Below are 19356 nucleotides of genomic sequence, written 5' to 3'. Positions count from 1 at the left end.
CCCCAGCTTTTCTCTAGTGATTAAAGCGCTGCAATCCGCGCATGCTGCTCGGTGAAGTTGGCCAGGGCCTGTTCGGACTCGGCCAGCTTGGCGCGTTCCTTCTCGATCACGGCAGGCGGTGCCTTGTCGACGAAGGCGGCGTTGGACAGCTTGCCACCCACGCGTGCCACTTCACCCTGCAGGCGCTGGATTTCCTTGTTCAGGCGCGCCAGCTCGGCATCCTTGTCGATCAGGCCGGCCATCGGCACCAGCACTTGCAGGTCACCGACCAGGGCGGTGGCCGACAGCGGCGCTTCGTCGGCATCGCCCAGTACGGTGAACGACTCGACCTTGGCCAGCTTCTTCAGCAGGGCTTCGTTTTCCTGCAGGCGACGCTGGTCGTCGGCGTTGGCGTTCTTCAGGAACAGCGGCAGCGGCTTGCCCGGGCCGATGTTCATTTCGGCGCGGATGTTGCGCAGGCCGACCATCAGCTCCTTGAGCCACTCGATGTCGCCTTCGGCGGCAGCATCGATGCGGCTTTCATTGGCCACCGGCCATGGCTGCAGCATGATGGTCTTGCCTTCGATGCCGGCCAGCGGCGCGATGCGCTGCCAGATTTCTTCGGTGATGAACGGCATGAACGGGTGCGCCAGGCGCAGCGCCACTTCCAGCACGCGGACCAGGGTGCGGCGAGTGCCACGGGCGCGCTCGACCGGGGCGTTCTCGTCCCACAGCACTGGCTTGGACAGCTCCAGGTACCAGTCGCAGTACTGGTTCCAGATGAACTCGTACAGCGCCTGGCTGGCCAGGTCGAAGCGGAACTGCTCCAGCTGGCGGGTCACTTCGGCTTCGGTACGCTGCAGCTGCGAGATGATCCAGCGATCGGCCAGCGACAGCTCGTAGGCCTCGCCGTTCTGGCCGCAGTCCTCGCCCTTGTCCAGCACGTAGCGGGCGGCGTTCCAGATCTTGTTGCAGAAGTTGCGGTAGCCTTCGACGCGGCCCATGTCGAACTTGATGTCGCGGCCAGTGGAGGCCAGCGAGCAGAAGGTGAAGCGCAGGGCGTCGGTGCCGTAGCTGGCGATACCTTCGGGGAACTCGGCCTTGGTCTGCTTGGCGATCTTCTCGGCAAGCTTGGGCTGCATCATGCCGCTGGTGCGTTTTTCCAGCAGGGCGTCGAGGGTGATGCCGTCGACGATGTCCAGCGGGTCCAGCACGTTGCCCTTGGACTTGGACATCTTCTGGCCCTGGCCGTCACGTACCAGGCCGTGCACGTACACGGTCTTGAACGGTACCTGCGGGGTGCCATCCTCGTTCTTGATCAGGTGCATGGTCAGCATGATCATGCGCGCAACCCAGAAGAAGATGATGTCGAAGCCGGTCACCAGCACGTCGGTGGAGTGGAACTTCTTGAGGAACTCGGTCTGTTCCGGCCAGCCCAGGGTAGAGAAGGTCCACAGGCCCGAACTGAACCAGGTGTCGAGTACGTCGTCGTCCTGGCGCAGGACCACGTCGGCGCCCAGGTTGTGCTTGGCGCGCACTTCTTCCTCGTTGCGGCCGACATAGACCTGGCCGGCCTCGTCGTACCATGCCGGGATGCGGTGGCCCCACCACAGCTGGCGGCTGATGCACCAGTCCTGGATATCACGCATCCAGGAGAAGTACATGTTCTCGTACTGCTTGGGCACGAACTGGATGCGGCCATCTTCCACGGCGGCGATGGCAGGTTCTGCCAGCGGCTTGGTGGAAACGTACCACTGGTCGGTCAGCCACGGCTCGATGACGGTGCCCGAACGGTCGCCTTTCGGCACTTTCAGCGCGTGGTCATCGATGCTGACCAGCAGGCCCTGGGCATCCAGGTCGGCGACGATCTGCTTGCGCGCGACGAAGCGGTCGAGGTTGGCATACTGGGCCGGCAGGCGGGTGTCCACCTGCTCGTTGACGCTGCCGTCGAGGTTGAAGGCCTGCGCGCTGGCCAGCACGAAGGCGTTCTTGTCGAAGATGTTCAGCAGCGGCAGGTTGTGGCGCTTGCCGACTTCGTAGTCGTTGAAGTCGTGGGCCGGGGTGATCTTCACGCAGCCGGTACCGAACTCGGGGTCGCAGTAGTCGTCGGCGATGATCGGGATGCGGCGGCCGACCAGCGGCAGTTCGACGAACTTGCCGATCAGTGCCTGGTAGCGCTCGTCGTTCGGGTTGACCGCCACGGCGGCGTCACCCAGCAGGGTTTCCGGACGGGTGGTGGCGACTACCAGGTAGTCCTTGCCTTCGGCGGTCTTGGCGCCGTCGGCCAGCGGGTAGCGCAGGTTCCACAGGTGGCCCTTCTCGTCGTGGTTTTCCACTTCGAGGTCGGAGATGGCCGTGTGCAGCTTGGTGTCCCAGTTGACCAGGCGCTTGCCGCGGTAGATCAGGCCATCTTCATGCAGGCGCACGAAGGCTTCCTTGACCGCTTCGGACAGGCCGTCGTCCATGGTGAAGCGCTCGCGGCTCCAGTCGACCGACGAGCCCAGACGGCGGATCTGACGGCTGATGTTGCCACCGGACTGGTCCTTCCATTCCCAGACCTTTTCCAGGAACTTTTCGCGGCCCAGGTCATGCCGGTTCTGGCCCTTGGCCTCGAGCTGGCGCTCGACCAGCATCTGGGTGGCGATACCGGCGTGGTCGGTGCCTGGCTGCCACAGGGTGTCGCGGCCTTGCATGCGGCGGAAACGGATCAGGGCGTCCATGATCGCGTTGTTGAACCCGTGGCCCATGTGCAGGCTGCCGGTCACGTTCGGCGGCGGGATCATGATGGTGTAGGACTCGCCTGCACCTTGTGGGGCGAAATAGTTCTCGGACTCCCAGGTGTTGTACCAGGAAGTTTCGATGGCGTGCGGCTGGTAGGTCTTATCCATGCGCGGCGGGACCCTGTGCATTTATTCGGGAAAGCCGGGAAGTATAACCAAGCTGGGGGCCGCAGGCGACAAGCTGCTGACAACTGTCGGAACAGTGGCGCCTGCTTCGCGGGCTCGCCCGCTCCCACAGGTGCACCACAGGTCTTGTGGGCTGTGGGGGCCCTGTGGGAGCGGGCGTGCCCGCGAAGCAGGCGACCCGGATGTTCGGTTTTACTCGGAACGCTTGATCAACCGCTCGATCCGCGCATCCAGCCGGCGCTTGATCTCGTTCTCGATGTGCGGGGTGAAGTCGTTGATCACGTCCTGCATGATCATCTGCGCCGCCGCACGCAGTTCGCTTTCCAGGTGCAGGAGGGTGTCCTGGCGACGGGTCTGCGGGTCATCTTCGGGTTCGGCAGCTACCGGTTCGGCCGCAGGCACATGATTGCCGGGCGCTTCTTCCAGCAGCAACGGGATCTGCTCCACCGTCTCGGTCAGCAGCGGCGGTTGCAGGTCGGCGTCGCCAAGCAACTGGCGTATCGACTCGAGGTCATCGAGCAGATGGGCGGAATCGGGCAGGGGGGAGGGCTTGTCCATCGTCGTCAAAGTCGCTGTAAGCGGTGGTCTTGCAGAGCATAGCCCTGTTCACGGTAGAAACGGAATCGTTCACGGGCCGATTGGCGGATGCCAGGCTCTTCAACGACTATTTCGGCCACCCGTTCGAACTGGCCGACGAAGGCCGGTACGCCGGCGCCCAGGTTGATCAACAGGTCGTGGTGATCGCCTGCACTGTCGGCGGCCAGGCCCAATGCCACGCTGGCATCGGCATGTACCTCCGCGAGGTCGTGGGGCACGAAGGCCTCGCCCTTGAAACGCCACAGGCGTTGGTCCAGCTCGCTGCGCTGCTCGGCGTCCTGGCAATGCAGGTAGACCCGGTGGCCAAGGCGCCAGGCCTTTTCGCACAGCTTGCAGGCGAAATCGAGCCGCGCCGACAGCGAGTCGGTGGGCAGGATGTAGAAATCGACTTTGCTCATGGTGGTATCGCCGGCCGGCGGCGCACGGGGCGCCACCGGCTTCATGGCGTCAGGCGCCAGCGCGGTCCAGCAGGTACTGGGTCAGCAGGGGCACAGGGCGGCCAGTGGCGCCCTTGTCCTTGCCACCACTGACCCAGGCGGTGCCGGCGATGTCCATGTGCGCCCAGTCGTAGGCCTTGGCAAAGCGCGACAGGAAGCAGCCGGCGGTGATGGTGCCGGCCTTCGGCCCGCCGATGTTGCCCATGTCGGCGAACGGGCTGTCCAGCTGCTCCTGGTACTCATCGAACAGCGGCAGCTGCCAGGCACGGTCGTCGGCGCGCTTGCCGGCGTCGAGCAACTGGCCGACCAGGTCGTCGTTGTTGCCCATCAGGCCGGTGGTGTGGCTGCCCAGGGCGACGATGCAGGCACCGGTCAGGGTGGCGATGTCGATGACTGCCTGCGGCTTGAAGCGCTCGGCGTAGGTCAGGGTGTCGCACAGCACCAGGCGGCCTTCGGCGTCGGTGTTGAGGATTTCCACGGTCTGCCCGCTCATGGTGGTGACGATGTCACCCGGGCGGGTGGCGCCGCCGCTCGGCATGTTCTCGGCGCAGGCCAGCAGGCACACCAGGTTGACCGGCAGCTGCAGCTCGAGCACCGCACGCAGGGTGCCGAGCACGCTGGCGGCACCACACATGTCGTACTTCATTTCGTCCATGCCGGCACCAGGCTTGAGGCTGATGCCGCCGGTGTCGAAGGTAATGCCCTTGCCCACCAGCACGAACGGCTTGTCCGCCTTCTTGCCGCCTTGGTAGTTGAGCACGATCAGGCGTGGTGGCTGGTCGCTGCCCTGGCCGACGGCGTAGAACGCGCCCATGCCCAGGTCCTTGATCTTTTTCTCGTCCAGCACTTCGACTTTCAGCGCCTTGTGCGCCTTGCCCAGGTCCTTGGCCTGTTCGGCCAGGAAGCTTGGGTGGCACAGGTTGGGCGGCAGGTTGCCCAGGTCGCGGGTGAAAGCCATGCCGGTGGCGATGGCGCTTGCATGCTTGACGGCACGCTCGACCTCGGCCTGGCCGGCCTTGTCGGCCAGCAGGGTGACCTTCTTCAGGGCGCGCGGCTCGGCCTTCTGGCTCTTGAAGCGATCGAACACGTATTCGCCGTCGAGCAGGGTTTCGGCCAGCAGGCGGTACTTGCCATAGTGGGCATCGCGGTTGCTGACCGCGATGTCGTCCAGGGCCAGCACTGCGTCAGCGCCGTTCAGGCCCTTGAGCACGCCGGCGACGCTGGCGACCAGTTTGCGCCAGGCGCGGTCGCCCAGGGCTTCGTCCTTGCCGCTGCCCACCAGCAGCACGCGCTCGGCCTTCAGGCCCGCGAGGTTCTGCAGGAGCAGGGTCTGGCCCGGCTTGCCGGCCAGGTCGCCACGCTTGAGCACGGCACTGATGGCGCCCTCGCTGGCCTGGTCGACGGCCTTGGCCACGGCGCCGAGCTTGCGGTTTTCACCTACCGGGAGGACCAGGGTGGCGGTTTTTACGGATGCAGCAGCTACGCTTTTTACAACCAGTTCCATGTCAGGATCCCCGAATGATCGATACAGTCGGCGCTGTGTGTTCCAGCGCTCTGGACGGGCCTGGCCGCGTCGTCGCGTGCCAGCGGAAAAGCTGCCAGTTTGAGCCTGCGGCAAGCGTGCTGACAACCCCGTTATGCGCCTTCATGCGCGGCGAAGTGACAGGGGCGGTCAATCACAGGATAATGCGCGCACTTTACATGGAGGTTCGCCTTTGGCGAACCGGCATTGGTCTTGGCTGTACTAAGTCATTGTCTGGCGCCATTGATTGGCAGTCCGCCCTGACAACCCAGGAGTGTCTGGTTTGATCGTCTTTCGTTATCTGTCCCGCGAGGTCCTGGTGACCTTGAGCGCCGTCAGCGCCGTGCTGCTGGTGATCATCATGAGTGGGCGCTTCATCAAGTACCTGGCCCAGGCTGCCCAGGGTGTGCTCGACCCGAGCGTGCTGTTCCTGATCATGGGCTTCCGCCTGCCGGGCTTCCTGCAGCTGATCCTGCCTCTGGGGCTGTTCCTCGGCATTCTCCTGGCGTACGGGCGCCTGTACCTGGAAAGCGAGATGACCGTGCTGTCGGCCACCGGCATGAGCCAGCAGCGCCTGCTGGGCCTGACCATGGCACCGGCCGCCCTGGTTGCCCTGCTGGTGGCCTGGCTGAGCCTGAGCCTGGCGCCGCTGGGTGTGGCCCAGGTGCAGCAGATCATCAGCCAGCAGGATGCCCTGACCGAGTTCGACACCCTGGTGCCGGGCCGCTTCCAGACCCTGCGCGACGGCTCGCGGGTGACCTACACCGAAGAGCTGTCGGACGACCGCATCAACCTGGCCGGGGTGTTCATTTCCGAGAAGCGCTTCAACCAGGACAAGACCAAGGACCGCGCCCCGTCGGTGCTGGTTGCCGAAAAAGGCCACCAGGAAATCCAGGCCGACGGCAACCGCTACCTGGTGCTGGAAAACGGTTACCGTTACGACGGCAACCCGGGCCAGGCCGATTACCGTGCAATCAAGTACGACACCTACGGCGTGCTGCTGCCCAAGCCGGAAGTCGCCGAGGAAGTGACCGATCGCGAAGCCATCCCCACTTCCGAGCTGATCGGCAAGAAAGGCCTGCGTGAGCGCGCCGAGCTGCAATGGCGGCTGTCGCTGCCGATCCTGGTGTTCATCGTCACCATGCTGGCGGTGCCGCTGTCCCGGGTCAACCCGCGCCAGGGCCGCTTCCTCAAGCTGCTGCCGGCAATTCTTCTGTACATGGCCTACCTGACAATGCTGATTTCCGTACGTGGCGCCCTCGAGAAGGGCAAACTGCCGATCGCCCTGGGCATGTGGTGGGTCCACGGCCTGTTCCTGCTGATCGGCCTGGGCCTGATGTACTGGGAGCCGCTGCGTCTCAAGCGCGCCGCCCGTCGTGCGGAGGTGGCCCATGGGTAAGCTCGACCGCTACATCGGCCAGAGCGTGCTGCTGGCCATCCTCGCCGTGCTGGGGATCATCCTCGGCCTGGCTTCGCTGTTTGCCTTCATCGACGAGATGAGCGACCTGAGTGACACCTACACGGTGATGGAGGCGGGCAACTTCGTCCTGCTGACCGCACCGCGGCGCCTGTACGAAATGCTGCCGATGGCCGCCTTGATCGGCTGCCTGATCGGCCTGGGCAGCCTGGCCAGCAGCAGCGAACTGACCATCATGCGTGCTGCCGGGGTTTCCATCGGGCGCATCGTCTGGGCGGTGATGAAGCCGATGCTGGTACTGATGCTGGTCGGCCTGCTGATCGGCGAGTACGTGGCGCCGGTGACCGAGAACAAGGCCCAGGCCGACCGTTCCCTGGCCCAGGGTGGTGGTGATGCGCAAAGCTCCAAGCGCGGCATGTGGCACCGCCAGGGCGAGGAGTACGTGCACATCAACGCCGTGCAGCCCAACGGCCTGCTGCTGGGCGTGACCCGTTACCGCTTCGACAGCGAGCGCAAGATCGTCACCTCGAGCTTCGCCCGCCGTGCACAGTACCAGGACGACCACTGGATGCTCAGCGACGTGCGCACCACCTTCTTCCGTGGCGACCACACCGAAGTGGTGACCGCGCCGCAGGAGCGCTGGGACGTTTCGCTCACGCCGCAACTGCTCAATACCGTGATCCTGGCGCCGGAGTCGCTGTCCATCACCGGGCTGTGGGACTACATCCACTACCTGTCCGACCAGGGCCTGAACAATGCCCGTTACTGGCTGGCGTTCTGGACCAAGGTGTTGCAGCCGATGGTGACCGCGGCGCTGGTGCTGATGGCCATTTCCTTCATCTTCGGCCCGCTGCGTTCGGTAACCCTTGGCCAGCGCGTGTTCACCGGTGTACTGGTGGGCTTCGTGTTCCGCATCGCCCAGGACCTGCTGGGGCCTTCGAGCCAGGTGTTCGGCTTCCCGCCGCTGCTGGCGGTGCTGATCCCGGCAGGCATCTGCGCGCTGGCCGGTGTGTGGTTGTTGCGCCGGGCAGGTTGATGGCCTGAGTTGTACAAAAAAGCCGACCTCAGGGTCGGCTTTTTGCTGGCATTTGTGTTGCCTTCTTCGCGGGCTTGCCCGCTCCCACAGGAACCTCACCATCCTCAGGACCTGTGATGAACCTGTGGGAGCGGGCAAGCCCGCGAAGAGGCCGGAGCAGGCAATACAGGTCTCAGCTCATTTCTTCTGCTTCGGCACCCGCACCAGCTGGCTTTCCGAATAGATGTCATGCCAGCCCCGCTGGCGCTTGTCGATAAACACCCAGAAAAACCCCAGCCCCAGGCACAGCCACGAGGCAATCGAGACCACGAAGCGCAGCAGCGCCTGCCACAGGCTGATGGCTGTGCCATCGGCGTTCTGCACCCGCACGCCCCACACCTGCATGCCCAGGGTCTGCCCGCCATGGGTCCAGAACTTGGCAAAGAAACCGAACAGGACAAACAGCAACACGGTGGACAACAGCGGGTCGCCGTCCAGTGCGCCAGCCTCGGTCAGCTCACGCATGCGGGCTTCGCCGATGATCGCCATCTGGATCATCTTGTAGGCACCGGCGGTCACGATCAGCAGCGCCGTGCACAGCAGGAAGTCGTAGAACATCGCCGCCAGGCGCCGGCCCAGGCCGACCGGCGGAAAATCACCCTGGGGTGTGAGCAGAGGCTTGGACATGCAAAACGGCTCCAGAAGACGAAGCCGCTATTCTACGGGCAAAAAAAAGCCCCTGCACTTGGCAGGGGCTTTTCTCGAAGTCGGGTTCGGCTTAGCCGGCGACCTGGACTTTGTCAGCCTGCATGCCTTTCTGGCCCTGGACTGCTTCGAAGGTGACCTTCTGGCCTTCTTTCAGGCTCTTGAAGCCGTTACCTTCGATAGCGCGGAAGTGCACGAACAGATCCGGACCGCTTTCTGGGGTGATGAAGCCGTAACCTTTTTCGTCATTGAACCACTTGACGGTACCGTTCTGACGCTCAGCCATTGTCTTATTTCCTATGAAGCTTGAATTTTGATGACAGTTTCTTTTGCAATAAAGGAAGCAAAAGATTACTGGGCTGGGTTGCAGGAAAGTAAGAGACGTCGAACGGGTTGTAGCAGATTGCGGCTACTGGCCCAGGTCACGAACTGTTGCGACCCATGCAAACACAGTGCAGTGACTCTACGCCAACTCCCGAGCGAAAAACAAGCCCTTGGTCGTATGGAAAATCGGCCGTTTGCCGATAACCGACCGATTTGTCGGAAACGGCATGGCGCCTGGCCTGGCGCCATGTTCAAAAGTTATTGGACAGGTTCGAAAACGAATATGTCGAACCTGCCCGCAACCTTCACAAAGCGGCTTCAGCCCCGGTAGTAACGTTGTGCCACGAAAGGCATTTTGCTGACTTTCAAGGCAACCTTCTTGCCACGCACCACGGCAAACAGTGGGGTGTCGATAGCGGTATGTTCACTATCGATATAACCCATTGCTACAGGTGCACCGAGTGTCGGGCCAAAGCCGCCGCTGCACACTTTGCCTACAGGTTTATCGTTTGCATCGACAATATCCGCGCCTTCACGTACTGGGGTACGCTCCTGTGGCAACAGGCCCACACGTTTGCGCGCCACACCATCGCGCTGATGAGCGAAGATGGCCTCGGCACCCGGGAAACCGGCGGCACGCGCGCCATCGGCACGGCGAACCTTGGAAATGGCCCACAGCAGGCTGGCTTCCACCGGCGTGGTCTCGGTGTTCATGTCGTGGCCATACAGGCACAGGCCGGCTTCCAGGCGCAGCGAGTCGCGCGCACCCAGGCCGATCGGTTGTACTTCGGGCTCGGCCAGCAGGCGGCGGGCCAGGGCTTCGGCGGCATGTACCGGTACCGAGATCTCGTAGCCGTCTTCGCCGGTGTAGCCCGAGCGGCTGACGAAGCAGTCTTCACCCAGCAGTTTCACCGGGCGGAACTGCATGAAGGTCATGCCGGCCACTTCCGGGGCCAGGCGCTCCAGCACCTTGACCGCCGCCGGGCCTTGCAGGGCCAGCAGGGCGCGCTGCTCGAACAGCGGCTGCACCTCGCAACGGCTGCCGATGTGCGCTTGCAGGTGGGCCAGGTCCTGGTCCTTGCAGGCGGCGTTGACCACCAGGAACAGCGTGTCGTCACCCAGGTTGGCGACCATCAGGTCGTCGAGGATGCCGCCTTGCTCATTGGTGAACATGGCATAGCGCTGCATGCCCACCGGCAGGTCGATGATATCCACCGGCACCAGGCTTTCCAGGGCCTTGGCGGCATCGCTGCCGCGCAGGGTGATCTGGCCCATGTGCGAGACATCGAACAGGCCGGCCTGCTCGCGGGTGTGCAGGTGTTCCTTGAGCACGCCCAACGGGTACTGCACCGGCATGTCAAAGCCGGCGAACGGCACCATGCGCGCACCCAGTTCCAGGTGCAGGGCGTGCAGTGGGGTCTTGAGCAGTGTTTCGGACATCGGTGACTCCTTGCTGTTGTTGTCGGGTCAACATTCGATGATGTTGACGGCCAGGCCGCCACGGGCGGTCTCTTTGTATTTGCTTTTCATGTCGGCGCCGGTCTGGCGCATGGTGCGGATGACCTTGTCGAGCGACACGTAGTGCTGCCCGTCGCCGCGCAAGGCCATGCGCACCGCGTTGATCGCCTTCACCGAGCCCATGGCGTTGCGCTCGATGCAAGGCACCTGGACCAGCCCGCCAATCGGGTCGCAGGTCAGGCCCAGGTTGTGTTCCATGCCGATTTCGGCAGCGTTCTCCACCTGCTGCACGGTGCCGCCCATCACCTCGCATAGCGCCCCGGCGGCCATCGAGCAGGCCACGCCAACCTCGCCCTGGCAGCCTACTTCGGCGCCGGAGATGGAGGCGTTTTCCTTGTACAGGATGCCGATGGCCGCGGCGGTGAGCAGAAACCGCACCACCCCGTCCTCGTTGGCTCCCGGTACGAAGCGCATGTAGTAATGCAGCACCGCCGGGACAATGCCCGCCGCGCCGTTGGTCGGCGCAGTGACCACACGCCCGCCGTAGGCGTTTTCCTCGTTCACCGCCAGGGCATAGAGGTTGACCCAGTCGAGTACCGACAGGGCATCGCGCAGGCTGGCTTCCGGGTTGCGGCTCAGCTGGCGGTACAACGCCGGTGCCCGGCGCTTGACCTTGAGCCCGCCCGGCAGGATGCCTTCATGCTGGCAACCGGCTTCGACGCAGTCCTGCATCACCTGCCAGATGCGCAGCAGCCCGGCACGGGTTTCCGCCTCGGGGCGCCAGGCCGCCTCGTTGGCCAGCATTACCTGGCTGATCGACAGGTTTTGCCCGGTGCAATGGCCGAGCAGCTCCTTGGCGGTCTTGAACGGGTAGGTCAGCGGTGTGCTGTCCTCGACGATGCGGTCGTGGCCGGCAGCGTCCTGGTCGACCACGAAACCGCCGCCCACCGAGTAGTACTCGCGGCTGCGGATTTGCAGGCCGGCCTCGTCGAAGGCGCGGAAGATCATGCCGTTGGGGTGGTAGTCCAGCGGCTTGCGGATCATCGCCAGGTGCTGCTTTTCGATGAACGCGATGCTGTGCTCGCCGAGCAGGTTCAGCCGACCGCTGTCGCGGATGGCCTGCAGGCGGGCAGGGATGGTATCGGTGTCGATGGCATCGGGGTGTTCGCCTTCAAGGCCCAGCAGCACGGCCTTGTCGCTGCCGTGGCCCTTGCCGGTGGCGCCGAGCGAGCCGTACAGCTCGGCCTTGACGCTGACCGTGCGGGCCAGCAGGCCATCACGGCGCAGCCCTTCGGCGAAGCGCGCGGCGGCGCGCATCGGGCCGACCGTGTGCGAGCTGGAGGGGCCGATGCCGATCTTGAACAGGTCGAAGACGCTCAAAGACATTGCTCATTCCCTCCGGTAAGTAAGGCGAGTGCTGCGCACTCGATCGCCGGCAAGCCAGCTCCCACAGGTACTGCACTAGCCTTGAGTGCGGTGAGGCCCCTGTGGGCGCTGGCTTGCCGGCGATGAGGCCTGAGCGCCGGGTCAGGCGTCCTGATAGCTCTCGATCGACGGGCAGGCGCACACCAGGTTGCGGTCGCCGAACACGTTGTCGACCCGGCCGACCGGTGGCCAGTACTTGCCTTCCACCAGGCTCGGCAGCGGGTACACCGCCTGCTCGCGGCTGTAGCCATGGGCCCATTCGCCAACCAGCTCGGCCGCAGTGTGCGGGGCGTTCTTCAGCGGGTTGTCGTCCTTGTCCAGGCTACCGTTCTCGACCGCGCGAATTTCTTCGCGGATCTGGATCATCGCGTCGCAGAAACGGTCCAGTTCTTCCTTGGACTCGCTTTCGGTCGGTTCGATCATCAGCGTGCCCGCCACCGGGAAGGACATGGTCGGGGCGTGGAAGCCGAAGTCGATCAGGCGCTTGGCCACGTCGTCGACGCTGATGCCGCTGGTGTCCTTCAGTGGGCGCAGGTCGAGGATGCACTCGTGGGCCACCAGGCCATTGCCGCCGGTATACAGAACAGGATAGTGCTCTTCCAGGCGACGGGCGATGTAGTTGGCGTTGAGGATCGCCATCTGCGAGGCACGCTTGAGACCGGCACCGCCCATCATGCGGATGTACATCCAGGTGATCGGCAGGATGCTGGCGCTGCCGAACGGCGCGGCACAAACCGCGCCCTCGGTGTTTTCCAGCTGCGCATGGCCGGGCAGGAACGGCGCCAGGTGCGACTTGACGCCGATCGGGCCGACGCCCGGGCCGCCACCACCGTGCGGGATGCAGAAGGTCTTGTGCAGGTTCAGGTGGGATACGTCGCCGCCGAACTTGCCCGGGGCGCACAGGCCGACCATGGCGTTCATGTTGGCGCCGTCGATGTACACCTGGCCACCGTTGTCGTGGATGATCGCGCAGATTTCGCCGATCGCTTCCTCGAACACGCCGTGGGTCGACGGGTAGGTGATCATGATCGCGGCCAGGCGCTCGCGGTGCTCGATGGCCTTGGCGCGCAGGTCCTCGACATCGACGTTGCCGCGGGCATCACAGGCGGTGACCACCACGCGCATGCCGGCCATGTGCGCGGTTGCCGGGTTGGTGCCGTGGGCCGACGACGGGATCAGGCAGATGTCGCGGTGGCCTTCGCCACGGCTGCGGTGGTAGGCGCGGATGGCCAGCAGGCCCGCGTACTCGCCCTGGGAACCGGCGTTGGGCTGCAGCGACACGGCGTCATAGCCGGTGGCGGCGCAGAGCATGGCTTCCAGCTCGGTGGTCATCTGCAGGTAGCCCTGGCTCTGCTCGGCCGGGGCGAACGGGTGCAGGTTGCCGAACTCGGCCCAGGTGACCGGGATCATTTCGCTGGCGGCGTTCAGCTTCATGGTGCACGAGCCCAGCGGGATCATGCTGCGGTCCAGCGCCAGGTCCTTGTCGGCAAGGCGGCGCAGGTAGCGCATCAGCTCTGTTTCGCTGTGGTAGCGGTTGAATACCGGGTGCGCGAGGATGGCCGACTGGCGCAGCAGGGCGGCAGGCAGCAGCGAGCCGGTGCTGGCGGCCAGCGCGTTGAAGTCCGGCTGGGCCTGGTCGCCACCGATCAACTGCCACAGGGCCTCGACATCGGCCTGGCTACTGGTTTCGTCCAGCGACAGGCCCACGTGGGCCGCGTCGATCTGGCGCAGGTTGATGCCCTGGGCGCGCGCCCTGTCATGCAGGCTGGCAGTGGCACTGCCGGTGGCCAGGGTCAGGGTGTCGAAGGCGCTGGCGCCCACTACCTGCACGCCCAGGGTCTTCAGGCCGGCGGCCAGGATCGCGGTCAGGGCATGGGTACGTTCGGCGATGCGCTTGAGGCCGGCCGGGCCGTGGTATACGGCGAACATGCTGGCGATGTTGGCCAGCAGCACCTGGGCGGTGCAGATGTTGCTGGTGGCCTTTTCGCGGCGGATGTGCTGCTCGCGGGTCTGCATGGCCAGGCGCAGGGCGGTCTTGCCGAAGCGGTCGATCGACACGCCGACCAGGCGGCCCGGCATGTCGCGCTTGAACGCGTCACGGGTGGAGAAGTAGGCCGCGTGCGGGCCACCGAAGCCCAGTGGCACGCCGAAGCGCTGGGCGCTGCCGATGGCTACGTCGGCGCCGAACTCGCCCGGCGGGGTCAGCAGGGTCAGGGCCAGCAGGTCGGCGGCCACGGCGACCAGGGCGTTGGCGGCGTGGAAGCGCTCGACCACTTCGCGGTAGTCGAACACTTCACCGTTGCTGGCCGGGTACTGCAGCAGGGCGCCGAAGAAGGCGCTGACATCGCCCAGCTCGCGCTCGTCGCCGACCACGATCTCGATGCCCAGCGGCTCGGCACGGGTGCGCAGCACGTCGAGGGTTTGCGGGTGGCAGTGCACGGAGGCGAAGAAGGCGTGGCTGGCCTTGTTCTTCGACAGGCGCTTGCAGAAGGTCATGGCCTCGGCCGCAGCGGTGGCTTCGTCGAGCAGGGAGGCGTTGGCGATCGGCAGGCCGGTCAGGTCGCTGATCAGGGTCTGGAAGTTCAGCAGCGCTTCCAGGCGGCCCTGGGAAATTTCTGGCTGGTACGGGGTATAGGCGGTGTACCAGGCCGGGTTTTCCAGCAGGTTGCGCAGGATCGGCGCCGGAGTGTGGGTGTTGTAGTAGCCCTGGCCGATGTAGCTCTTGAACAGCTGGTTCTTGCCGGCGATGGCCTTGAGCGCGGCAAGCGCGTCGGCTTCGCTCTGGCCGTCGTGCGAGCCGAGCACGCTGGTGCCTTTGATGCTGTCGGGAATGACCGCGGCGGTCATGGCTTCCAGCGAGTCGAAGCCGAGGGCGGCCAGCATGGCCTGCTCGTCAGCGGCGCGCGGGCCGATGTGGCGGGCGATGAATTCGTTGGCGGTGCCGAGGTTGATGGTCATGGTGGGGTTCCTCAGGCGTCGTCGTTGGCTTTGATCAGGCGGTCGTAGGCGTCCTGGTCGAGCAGGGCGGCCACGGCGCTGGCGTCGGCGGGAATGAAACGGAAGAACCAGCCTTCGCCCATCGGGTCTTCGTTGACCAGTTCCGGGCTGTCTTCGAGTTGGTCGTTGATCTGGACCACTTCGCCGGTCAGGGGCATGTACACACCACTGGCGGCCTTGACCGACTCGACGGTGGACGCTTCGCTGCCTTTCTCATACTGCTGCAACTCTGGCAGTTGCACGAAAACCACATCGCCAAGGGCGTTCTGGGCGTAGGCGGTGATGCCCACGGTGACGCTGCCATCGGCTTCGACGCGCAGCCATTCGTGATCTTCAGTGAAACGCAACTCGCTCATGGGGAATCCTCGGGAAGCAGGGCGTTAGGCGCAGTGGCTCCGCGCTCTTGGGGTTGGGATTCCCTTAGCAAAAATGCGGCCAATCGTTAAAAAACGTTATGAATCAATGTGTTAACTATTTTGCGTAATCATTTTGTCATTCTTGTGGAATGAAAACGCTACAGCGGGCGGGGGATGGAAAAGGGTTTGGGGATCAAACCCTTGCACAGCCGTATCCGAATGGATGTGTATCGATTTGAATACGGTGTATCGAAATCGATACGAACCTGCCTGCAGGGCGCGAGTTACAGCCGCCAGCCCTTCAGGCAGTCCTTTTTGCGATGCGCGGTCTACGTAGTTCTACGTAGATCGCGCCCGTAGTACTGCGAATTTTCTTGTGGACCCGGGATGGCGAAAGTGTCGCCGTCCTTATCCGGACACATACAACAACAAAAGCCGTCGCAGGTTTACCACCCGCGACAGGAGAAAATTCGATGACCACACTGGCTACCCGAATTGCCTGGTTTGCCGTTGCCTTGCTTGGTGCATTTGCGCTGGGCACGCTTGCCCTGCGCAGGGGCGAAGCCATCAACGCCCTCTGGATCGTGACCGCAGCAGTTGCCATCTACCTCATTGCCTACCGTTACTACAGCCTGTTCATCGCCAACAAGGTGATGCAACTGGACGCCGCACGCGCCACGCCCGCCGTACTCAACAACGACGGCCTGGACTACGTACCGACCAACAAGCACATTCTCTTCGGGCACCACTTTGCTGCCATTGCCGGCGCCGGCCCTCTGGTTGGCCCGGTGCTTGCCGCACAAATGGGCTACCTGCCCGGCACGCTCTGGCTGATCGCCGGTGTGGTCCTGGCGGGTGCTGTCCAGGACTTCATGGTGCTGTTCATCTCTACCCGTCGCAACGGTCGCTCCCTGGGCGAACTGGTACGCGAAGAGATGGGCTCCATCCCCGGTACCATCGCCTTGTTCGGTGCCTTCCTGATCATGATCATCATCCTCGCGGTGTTGTCGCTGATCGTGGTCAAGGCGCTGGCGGAGAGCCCCTGGGGCATGTTCACGGTAATGGCCACGTTGCCGATTGCAGTGTTCATGGGCGTCTACATGCGCTACCTGCGCCCAGGGCGTATCGGTGAGATCTCCGTGATCGGCGTGGTCCTGCTGCTGGCGTCCATCTGGTGCGGTGGCCTGGTCGCCGCCGACCCAGTCTGGGGGCCTGCCTTCACCTTCACCGGGTTGCAGATTACCTGGATGCTCATCGGCTATGGCTTCGTTGCCGCGGTACTGCCCGTATGGCTGATCCTGGCGCCACGGGACTACCTTTCGACCTTCCTCAAGATCGGGACCATCGTCGCCCTGGCAATCGGCATCCTGGTCATCGCCCCCGACCTGAAAATGCCAGCCGTTACCCACTTCATCGATGGCACGGGCCCGGTCTGGAAGGGCGCCCTGTTCCCCTTCCTGTTCATTACCGTGGCTTGCGGCGCGGTGTCTGGCTTCCACGCGTTGATCAGCTCGGGTACCACACCCAAGCTGTTGGCCAATGAAAGTCATGCCCGTTACATCGGCTACGGCGCGATGCTGATGGAGTCCTTTGTCGCGATCATGGCCATTGTCGCGGCATCGGTCATCGAACCTGGGATCTACTTCGCCATGAACAGCCCAGCCGCCGTGGTGGGTGGCGATGTCGCGACCGTGGCGGCTACCGTGAGCAGCTGGGGCTTCACCATAACGCCGGAGATTCTGCAACAGACTGCCGCCGACATTGGCGAGCACACCATCCTGGCTCGCGCCGGTGGAGCGCCGACCTTGGCCGTGGGGATTGCCCAGATCCTGCACCAGGCACTGCCAGGCGAGAACACCATGGCGTTCTGGTACCACTTTGCAATTCTCTTCGAGGCACTGTTCATCCTCACTGCCGTCGATGCCGGCACCCGTGCGGGACGCTTCATGCTGCAGGACCTGCTCGGCAATTTCGTGCCGGCACTGAAGAAGACCGACTCCTGGACAGCGAACCTCATCGCTACCGCAGGTTGCGTGGCCATGTGGGGCTGGCTGCTGTACCAAGGGGTGATCGACCCGCTGGGTGGCATCAACACCCTGTGGCCGCTGTTCGGCATCTCCAACCAGATGCTGGCCGGGATCGCGCTCATGCTCGGCTGTGTGGTGCTTATCCGCATGAAGCGTCAGCGATACGTCTGGGTTACCTTGATTCCAGCCGTCTGGCTGCTGATCTGCACCACTACGGCCGGTCTTATCAAGCTGCTGGACAAGGACCCCTCGATGGGCTTCCTGGCGCTTGCCAAGAAGTACAGTGATGCTGCCGCCGCAGGCCAGGTACTGGCGCCTGCGAAGGATCTGATGCAAATGCAGCACGTAGTGTTCAATGCCTATACCAACGCGACGCTGACAGCACTGTTCCTGTTGGTGGTCCTGAGCATTCTTTGTTTTGCCGTGAAGGTTGGGCGCCGTGCCTGGGTCATGCCCGAGCGCACCGACAAGGAATCACCGTTCCAGCCACAGCCGGACGCCTGAGGGGGCGCCCGGAATGTTCAATGACCTGAGCAAGATGGGTAAGTACCTGGGGCAAGCCGCCCGGATGCTGGTCGGCATGCCAGACTACGACGCCTATGTGGAGCACATGCAGCTCAAGCACCCGGAAAAGCCGCTGATGTCCTACGAGGCGTTTTTCCGGGAGCGACAGGAGGCACGTTACGGTGGTGGGAAGGGACGCCCTGTTCGTTGCTGCTGAGCGCTGACAAGCCCCGGCAGGCGCAACGTTCATCGTGGTGCTCTCGCATTGGAAGGCCGGCAGCAGGCATAGTGCTGTTGCCGGCCCGCTCCTGCATTGGAAATGACCATGCAACTCAAGCACAAGATCGTCACCCTCAGTGTGCTTCCACTCATCCTTTCGGTCCTGTTCATCTGTGTCCTCGTGTTTGCCCAGAGCCGCAAGCTGGAGGAGGAACAGGCACGCCTGGTTGAAAGCAGCATCATGGCAGCAAAGAAGGCCGAGTTGAAAAACTACCTGGGCCTGGCGATGAGCCTCATCGCGCCGTTGTATGAAGGAAGCACCGATGATGAAGCAACTCGGCAGCGTGCACTGGAGATCCTGTCCCAAGCCAACTTCGGCCTAGACGGCTACTTCTTCGTGTACGACCAGCAGGGCAAGAACCTGATGCACCCGAGGCAGTCCGAGCTGGTTGGCAAGCAACTCATTACGCTGACCGACAAGAACGGGCTACCGGTCATCCAGGCGCTACTCAAGAGCGCCAGGGAGGGCGATGGATACCAGCTGTACGACTGGCAGAAGCCTTCTTCCGGGCAGATTACCGGGAAACTGTCATATGTCGTGATGCTGGACCGTTGGGGTTGGATGCTTGGCACAGGCATATACATCGACGATGTGGAGGTGGCGACCCGCAAGTCTCGGCAAGAAGTCGCTACCGGGGTACTGACCACGGTTCTGGCGATCGCCTCGTTCTCGTTGATTGCCGTACTGGTGATTTTTACCGGTGGCCTGATGCTGAACGTCAGTGAACATCGCCTGGCGGACCGTAAGCTTTCCACGCTCAACCAGCGGATCGTGAACCTGCAGGAGGAGGAGCGCTCGCGGGTTTCGCGTGAACTGCATGACGGGATCAGCCAGGAGCTGGTGTCGATCAAGTTCCAGTATGAGCTGGCCGCCATCGAACTGGCCAACGGCCGAAGCGAGGGCCTGGAAAACCTGCGCAAAGGTACTTGCAGGCTTGGCGCGGCGATCGGTGAGATACGCCGTATTTCCCATGATCTGCGCCCCTCGCTTCTGGACACGTTGGGGTTGTCGCCGGCCATCGAGCAACATGTCAGTGAGTTCGAGCAACGTACTTCGATTCACACTCAGTATGAATGTGAAATGGATGCGGCGGACATCGATACCAGCCTCAGGTTGACGCTGTTCCGCATCATTCAAGAGGCCCTGGCGAACGTGGAGCGTCATGCCAAGGCCACTGCAGCGATCGTTTCCGTCACGCAACAGCAGGGCATGATCGTGTTGCGTGTCGAGGACAACGGGGTAGGGTTCGACACCCGTGCAGCAGACGAATGCCACGGTATCGGCCTGAGGAACATTCGCGAACGAGTGGAGCACCACTCGGGTAGCGTCAACATCGCATCCTCTTACGGCCGTACCGAACTACAAGTGCAGATACCGGTTACGATCAGCTGAGCAGCTTTGCCACTC

Annotated in this window: 15 protein-coding genes; 5 read left to right on the top strand and 10 right to left on the bottom strand. The window is 63.5% G+C overall.

Going from position 1 to position 19356, the window contains the following annotated elements; all coding sequences use genetic code 11:
* Positions 1–20: 20 nt before the first annotated feature.
* The 4 genes from CAG44_RS05875 to CAG44_RS05860 form a co-directional block, all read right to left on the bottom strand.
* Positions 21–2867, bottom strand: a complete 2847-nt coding sequence (locus tag CAG44_RS05875; RefSeq protein WP_013971095.1) for a valine--tRNA ligase — start codon at positions 2865–2867, stop codon at positions 21–23.
* A 210-nt stretch (positions 2868–3077) separates the two neighbouring features.
* Positions 3078–3443: a hypothetical protein gene (locus CAG44_RS05870; protein ID WP_013971096.1), complete on the bottom strand. Its 366-nt coding sequence runs from the start codon at positions 3441–3443 to the stop codon at positions 3078–3080.
* Between the two features lie 5 nt (positions 3444–3448).
* On the bottom strand, positions 3449–3880 hold the full coding sequence (locus CAG44_RS05865; RefSeq protein WP_025337838.1) for a DNA polymerase III subunit chi: 432 nt from the start codon (positions 3878–3880) through the stop codon (positions 3449–3451).
* A 49-nt stretch (positions 3881–3929) separates the two neighbouring features.
* On the bottom strand, positions 3930–5423 hold the full coding sequence (locus CAG44_RS05860) for a leucyl aminopeptidase (RefSeq protein ID WP_025337839.1): 1494 nt from the start codon (positions 5421–5423) through the stop codon (positions 3930–3932).
* Between the two features lie 301 nt (positions 5424–5724).
* On the opposite strand from CAG44_RS05860, the gene lptF reads away from it, so the two are divergent.
* Together lptF and lptG are read left to right on the top strand one after the other, a co-directional pair.
* Positions 5725–6840 (top strand): LPS export ABC transporter permease LptF, encoded by a 1116-nt coding sequence (gene lptF / locus CAG44_RS05850; RefSeq protein ID WP_025337841.1) that lies wholly within the window; start codon positions 5725–5727, stop codon positions 6838–6840.
* Positions 6833–7894, top strand: coding sequence for an LPS export ABC transporter permease LptG (lptG, locus tag CAG44_RS05845; protein WP_085691752.1), 1062 nt, complete (start codon positions 6833–6835; stop codon positions 7892–7894). Before lptF ends, lptG begins: the two co-directional genes overlap by 8 nt.
* Before the next feature lie 177 nt (positions 7895–8071).
* Here the strand turns inward: lptG and CAG44_RS05840 are convergent, their stop codons facing one another.
* The 6 genes from CAG44_RS05840 to gcvH form a co-directional block, all read right to left on the bottom strand.
* A complete protein-coding gene (locus tag CAG44_RS05840) occupies positions 8072–8560 on the bottom strand; it encodes an RDD family protein (protein ID WP_025337843.1) in 489 nt (162 codons plus the stop codon).
* A 91-nt stretch (positions 8561–8651) separates the two neighbouring features.
* Positions 8652–8864 carry a cold-shock protein gene (locus CAG44_RS05835; protein WP_003257941.1) on the bottom strand — a complete coding sequence of 71 codons (213 nt, stop codon included), beginning with the start codon at positions 8862–8864 and terminating at the stop codon, positions 8652–8654.
* A gap of 356 nt (positions 8865–9220) precedes the next feature.
* Positions 9221–10342, bottom strand: coding sequence for a glycine cleavage system aminomethyltransferase GcvT (gene gcvT / locus CAG44_RS05830; protein ID WP_085691751.1), 1122 nt, complete (start codon positions 10340–10342; stop codon positions 9221–9223).
* A gap of 27 nt (positions 10343–10369) precedes the next feature.
* Positions 10370–11746, bottom strand: a complete 1377-nt coding sequence (locus CAG44_RS05825; RefSeq protein WP_085691750.1) for an L-serine ammonia-lyase — start codon at positions 11744–11746, stop codon at positions 10370–10372.
* Positions 11747–11887: 141 nt separating this feature from the next.
* Entirely contained in the window at positions 11888–14743 is a 2856-nt protein-coding gene (gcvP, locus tag CAG44_RS05820) for an aminomethyl-transferring glycine dehydrogenase (protein ID WP_085691749.1), read from the bottom strand.
* A gap of 11 nt (positions 14744–14754) precedes the next feature.
* Complete coding sequence (gene gcvH / locus CAG44_RS05815) at positions 14755–15138, bottom strand: glycine cleavage system protein GcvH (protein WP_003257943.1); 384 nt, start codon at positions 15136–15138, stop codon at positions 14755–14757.
* Between the two features lie 473 nt (positions 15139–15611).
* Here gcvH and CAG44_RS05810 point away from each other — a divergent pair, with 473 nt between their 5' ends.
* The 3 genes from CAG44_RS05810 to CAG44_RS05800 all read left to right on the top strand — a co-directional run bounded on the left by CAG44_RS05810 (position 15612) and on the right by CAG44_RS05800 (position 19341).
* Positions 15612–17669: a carbon starvation CstA family protein gene (locus tag CAG44_RS05810; RefSeq protein WP_025337847.1), complete on the top strand. Its 2058-nt coding sequence runs from the start codon at positions 15612–15614 to the stop codon at positions 17667–17669.
* Positions 17670–17682: 13 nt separating this feature from the next.
* Complete coding sequence (locus tag CAG44_RS05805) at positions 17683–17886, top strand: YbdD/YjiX family protein (protein WP_003257949.1); 204 nt, start codon at positions 17683–17685, stop codon at positions 17884–17886.
* A 108-nt stretch (positions 17887–17994) separates the two neighbouring features.
* Entirely contained in the window at positions 17995–19341 is a 1347-nt protein-coding gene (locus CAG44_RS05800) for a cache domain-containing protein (protein ID WP_085587690.1), read from the top strand.
* The last annotated feature ends 15 nt before the right edge of the window (positions 19342–19356 follow it).

The sequence above is a fragment of the Pseudomonas sp. B13(2017) genome (assembly GCF_002113245.1).
Classification (GTDB): Bacteria; Pseudomonadota; Gammaproteobacteria; order Pseudomonadales; family Pseudomonadaceae; genus Aquipseudomonas; species Aquipseudomonas putida_Z.
This window is presented reverse-complemented; position numbering and strand designations above follow the sequence as displayed.

Excerpts from the sequence above, each read along its gene's own strand:
- CAG44_RS05805 (WP_003257949.1), top strand. The coding sequence starts at position 17,683 with ATGTTCAATGACCTGAGCAAGATGGGTAAGTACCTGGGGCAAGCCGCC.
- CAG44_RS05860 (WP_025337839.1), bottom strand. The coding sequence starts at position 5,423 with ATGGAACTGGTTGTAAAAAGCGTAGCTGCTGCATCCGTAAAAACCGCC.
- CAG44_RS05865 (WP_025337838.1), bottom strand. The coding sequence starts at position 3,880 with ATGAGCAAAGTCGATTTCTACATCCTGCCCACCGACTCGCTGTCGGCG.
- CAG44_RS05835 (WP_003257941.1), bottom strand. The coding sequence starts at position 8,864 with ATGGCTGAGCGTCAGAACGGTACCGTCAAGTGGTTCAATGACGAAAAA.
- CAG44_RS05875 (WP_013971095.1), bottom strand. The coding sequence starts at position 2,867 with ATGGATAAGACCTACCAGCCGCACGCCATCGAAACTTCCTGGTACAAC.
- CAG44_RS05825 (WP_085691750.1), bottom strand. The coding sequence starts at position 11,746 with ATGTCTTTGAGCGTCTTCGACCTGTTCAAGATCGGCATCGGCCCCTCC.
- gcvT (WP_085691751.1), bottom strand. The coding sequence starts at position 10,342 with ATGTCCGAAACACTGCTCAAGACCCCACTGCACGCCCTGCACCTGGAA.
- gcvH (WP_003257943.1), bottom strand. The coding sequence starts at position 15,138 with ATGAGCGAGTTGCGTTTCACTGAAGATCACGAATGGCTGCGCGTCGAA.
- gcvP (WP_085691749.1), bottom strand. The coding sequence starts at position 14,743 with ATGACCATCAACCTCGGCACCGCCAACGAATTCATCGCCCGCCACATC.
- lptG (WP_085691752.1), top strand. The coding sequence starts at position 6,833 with ATGGGTAAGCTCGACCGCTACATCGGCCAGAGCGTGCTGCTGGCCATC.
- CAG44_RS05840 (WP_025337843.1), bottom strand. The coding sequence starts at position 8,560 with ATGTCCAAGCCTCTGCTCACACCCCAGGGTGATTTTCCGCCGGTCGGC.
- CAG44_RS05870 (WP_013971096.1), bottom strand. The coding sequence starts at position 3,443 with ATGGACAAGCCCTCCCCCCTGCCCGATTCCGCCCATCTGCTCGATGAC.
- CAG44_RS05800 (WP_085587690.1), top strand. The coding sequence starts at position 17,995 with ATGCAACTCAAGCACAAGATCGTCACCCTCAGTGTGCTTCCACTCATC.
- CAG44_RS05810 (WP_025337847.1), top strand. The coding sequence starts at position 15,612 with ATGACCACACTGGCTACCCGAATTGCCTGGTTTGCCGTTGCCTTGCTT.